We start from the raw sequence: 3321 nt of genomic DNA on the forward strand, positions 1-3321 counted from the left end.
GCACCGCTTCAAGTCCCCACTTTCTAAAAGGAATGAACATGAAATTGACTATAGCGATGGTACTTTTTCTTGGATTCGCCAATGTCTTGCTTGAAACGGGCCAGCAGACCGGTCTGCGTTGGGTGAGTCAACTGGGGTTAGGTTTGCTCGGTATTTCGATTGTGTTGCTGCTAACGGACATGTTCGTCTCCGTCGTCGCATCATTCAAAAAGAATGAAGCACATGGAGCGTGATGAGAGCCAAAAACTGCTGGTGATTGGTGGTCCGTTTGACGGCCAGCGGATGGCTCGTGCCGGCGATGAGTTCACGGAAGTCGTAGGGCCTAAAAACAGTCGTTTTTATGGACGCCATACTTACAATTTGCGCTGGCACCCGATGTTGAAAAAGCTGGTTTGGGCCTTACCTGAAAACAAAAGTTTGAAGCGTCCTACTACCGACGCCTAAGCCCAGCCATCGAGCTGGGCAGTTGCAGTAGAGCGGCTATCGCGCCCAAGGGCTTGTTGGCTGCTGCCTCCCAAGGCGACAAGTCACCCTGTCCACCACCAGCTCCACGAACATTAGGTAAGCGACTTGATGCTGCTGCAGAGGAATCCACCGTGCCGGTGAAATCCAAGATCGAGCCGTTCGATCACCTCCTTGGTGAGGTTCACGACTACGTTATTGCCGAAATGGCCGGTACGCTCCCTGCGGCCGTTTGCAAACGCAGAACCAAGAAAGGGATCGATCCCTACCCTCGGCACGTCCTCAAGCGTTACGCGCCCCTGTTGGGGAAACAATCTGACACATCGATAAGTGCGGTTTGCGGTGTACCGGCAGTAACCGTGTGCGCGTATCGGCGTGAGCTGGGCATCGCTCGGTTTTCAGGCCCGTACAAGACCAGGCTGTCAGCTTTCGATGCACTTCTGGACTTAATGTCAAACGTCCAACTTGGACGGCTTGCAGGAGGCACCAGAGAGGGCATTCGTGGGAGACGACTTGCACGGGCGAGGCGCGACGCTCGAAGGACCTAACCGCCAGTGCGTGAATGTGTCTGCGCCGATCACGCTTGGACTTGCGTGCTGCTGGTCGGCTTTAGTTGACGTGTTGAGGCTGTGAGTTGTTAACTGTACGTCCATACAGTTAAGTCTGTTCCCAGCCAGGTTCGCCTCATGAACGTCAAAATACTCGGTCGGTTGTGCGGGTCCGGAAAGGTCATACCCTTCTACACTTTCAAAATCCCCGCCGGTTTTCCTAACCCAGCTGCAGACCACATCGAGCAGGATTTCTCATTCGACCGGCTGATGGATTTACGTGCACCTCACATCTACGTGGCCAAGATCGATGGCGACAGCATGGAGGGCGCAAAGATTTTTCATGACAGCCTGGTTGTCGTAGATCGGTCGCGAAAGCCGTCCAATGGCAGCATCGTGATTGCGGCAGTGAACAATGAGCCTCTGTGCAAAATCCTCATCCTGCAGGGCGACCATGTGGTGCTGAAGTCAGCCAACCCTGCCTATCCGCCTCGGCATATCCTGGAAGGTGAAGAGTTGTCGATATGGGGCGTTGTGCGACATGGCGTCACAAGCTTTGAGTGACAAATCAACGCCTGTGTTTGGACTGGCAGATGGGAACTCGTTCTACGCCAGCTGTGAGCGCGTGTTCCGACCTGACTTGGCCAAGGTGCCTATCGTTGTTTTGAGCTCAAATGATGGCTGTGTAATTGCCCGTAGCTACGATGCAAAACCCTTCGTGAAAATGGGCGCCCCTTATTTCCAGATCAAGGATGTATTGCGCCGGCAGGGAATCCAGGCGTTCAGCAGTAATTTTGCGTTATATGGCGACTTAAGCCTCCGCATGATGACCATCATAGAATCTATGGTTCCGCGAGTCGAAGTGGCGTCCATCGACGAAGCATTTTTAGACCTCACCGGCATGCCAGGCAATCTCACCGAGTTGGGAAGATCGATTCGAGCCAAAGTCCATCGCTGCACCGGCATTCCCGTGGGTGTGGGGATTGCACCGACCAAGACCCTGGCAAAGCTTGCCAATTACACGGCAAAACGGCTTCAGGCACACACAGGCGGGGTCGTGGACATCTGCGACCCTGTAAAACGCGATTGGGTGTTGCGCAATACCTCTGTCGGTGAAGTCTGGGGCATCGGTCGAAAAATGAAAGCGCACCTGGAGGGCATGCAGATCCTGTCGGCCAAGGACCTGGCTATGGCCGATCCCTGGATGCTGCGCAAAACGTTCAGCGTCGTGATCGAGAAAACGGCACGTGAGCTGGCGGGTACTGCATGCCTGGAACTGGACGAGGTCGAACCCCCACGCCAGGAGATTTGTTGCAGCAGAATGTTTGGTAAGCGGCTGACCGAGCTGGGGCCGATCAAAGAGGCGGTGGCCACCTACATGATGCGCGCCTCTGAGAAGCTGAGAGCCCAGGGTTCCGTGTGCAAAAAGATCAGGGTCAGCATCCGCACAGGGATGTTCAACCCTGACGAGGCCAAGTATGCGAACGGCGCGCTGGTGCAGCTGCCCTACCCCACAAACGATGTGCGGCTGATGACTCAATACGCTACCGAGGCGGTTTCGCGGATTTTTCGACCAGGCTTCAGATACAGCAAAGCGGAAGTGCTGCTGATGGATATTTGTCAGCCAGGCGAGTTTACCGATGACCTGTTCGCAGCCAGCCAGCCGGCAAGTTCAGATCGGCTGATGGCGGCTTTGGATTCAATCAACGGCAAGTGGGGACGTGGAACGCTGCGTACAGGTTCAGTACCGGCCACACCGGACTGGGGCATGCGTCGTGAGCTGATGAGCCTGAGCTACACGACGCGGCTTGATCAGCTGTGGGTTGTAAAGGCTAAGTAATCAAATAGTCAATCCAGTATCAGCTTTGCATACTTAAAATCCGTTTTGAGAAGCGCACCTTACCGTACGATCTTTCCTATGTCAGGCGCGTTTAGCGCGCTTGGACAACCCAAGAGCAACCGCGAAAGCGATGCCAACCACACCCAAAACGGCCGCAACGGTCTCATGGCCAAGCAAGCCAGCGGTAGCACTTGCCGCGAGGGCCAAACCGGCTACCAATCCTAAATTTCGGTCGTTCATGCGGGTTTTCCTATGCCGCTGGCGTATCGAGGCGGCCTTGGCTCAGTGACCTTTCGCGCAGCAACTCAACGAGTTCGAGTCCAAAGGTTGCGAGCATCAGAACTACGCCCAAGAGGAGAGCAAGAATGCCTACCTCGATGTACACCAGTTCGCCTGTGCGCTGCCCTGCTTCCCCCAGAGCTATTGAAGCCAGAACTGCAATAAGTTGAGCCAATACCAGTTTCATACGAC

The 3321-nt window shown here is 54.8% G+C and carries 6 protein-coding genes; 4 read left to right on the forward strand and 2 right to left on the reverse strand.

All coding sequences use genetic code 11. The features are described 5' to 3' along the window. The 4 genes from ABJ99_RS13565 to ABJ99_RS13585 form a co-directional block, all read left to right on the forward strand. Positions 1 to 233: hypothetical protein (locus ABJ99_RS13565; protein WP_054086280.1), on the forward strand; the 233-nt coding region annotated here is incomplete at its 5' end. After that, complete coding sequence (locus ABJ99_RS13570; RefSeq protein WP_054086281.1) at positions 223 to 444, forward strand: hypothetical protein; 222 nt, start codon at positions 223 to 225, stop codon at positions 442 to 444. The genes ABJ99_RS13565 and ABJ99_RS13570, both read left to right, overlap by 11 nt. A 704-nt stretch (positions 445 to 1148) precedes the next feature. Next, a complete protein-coding gene (locus ABJ99_RS13580) occupies positions 1149 to 1574 on the forward strand; it encodes a LexA family protein (protein ID WP_054086283.1) in 426 nt (141 codons plus the stop codon). Next, positions 1552 to 2850 (forward strand): Y-family DNA polymerase, encoded by a 1299-nt coding sequence (locus ABJ99_RS13585; protein WP_054086284.1) that lies wholly within the window; start codon positions 1552 to 1554, stop codon positions 2848 to 2850. Before ABJ99_RS13580 ends, ABJ99_RS13585 begins: the two co-directional genes overlap by 23 nt. A gap of 81 nt (positions 2851 to 2931) precedes the next feature. Here ABJ99_RS13585 and ABJ99_RS28260 read toward each other — a convergent pair whose 3' ends face one another. Both ABJ99_RS28260 and ABJ99_RS29140 read right to left on the reverse strand, forming a co-directional pair. Next, positions 2932 to 3090, reverse strand: coding sequence for a hypothetical protein (locus ABJ99_RS28260; protein ID WP_154864418.1), 159 nt, complete (start codon positions 3088 to 3090; stop codon positions 2932 to 2934). A 10-nt stretch (positions 3091 to 3100) separates the two neighbouring features. Continuing rightward, positions 3101 to 3316, reverse strand: coding sequence for a hypothetical protein (locus tag ABJ99_RS29140; RefSeq protein ID WP_054086285.1), 216 nt, complete (start codon positions 3314 to 3316; stop codon positions 3101 to 3103). Positions 3317 to 3321: the final 5 nt, after the last annotated feature.

The organism is Pseudomonas syringae pv. cilantro (assembly GCF_001293775.1).
In the GTDB taxonomy this organism is placed as follows: Bacteria; Pseudomonadota; Gammaproteobacteria; order Pseudomonadales; family Pseudomonadaceae; genus Aquipseudomonas; species Aquipseudomonas syringae_P.

Excerpts from the sequence above, each read along its gene's own strand:
- ABJ99_RS13570 (WP_054086281.1), top strand. The coding sequence starts at position 223 with ATGGAGCGTGATGAGAGCCAAAAACTGCTGGTGATTGGTGGTCCGTTT.
- ABJ99_RS13580 (WP_054086283.1), top strand. The coding sequence starts at position 1,149 with ATGAACGTCAAAATACTCGGTCGGTTGTGCGGGTCCGGAAAGGTCATA.
- ABJ99_RS13585 (WP_054086284.1), top strand. The coding sequence starts at position 1,552 with ATGGCGTCACAAGCTTTGAGTGACAAATCAACGCCTGTGTTTGGACTG.
- ABJ99_RS28260 (WP_154864418.1), bottom strand. The coding sequence starts at position 3,090 with ATGAACGACCGAAATTTAGGATTGGTAGCCGGTTTGGCCCTCGCGGCA.
- ABJ99_RS29140 (WP_054086285.1), bottom strand. The coding sequence starts at position 3,316 with ATGAAACTGGTATTGGCTCAACTTATTGCAGTTCTGGCTTCAATAGCT.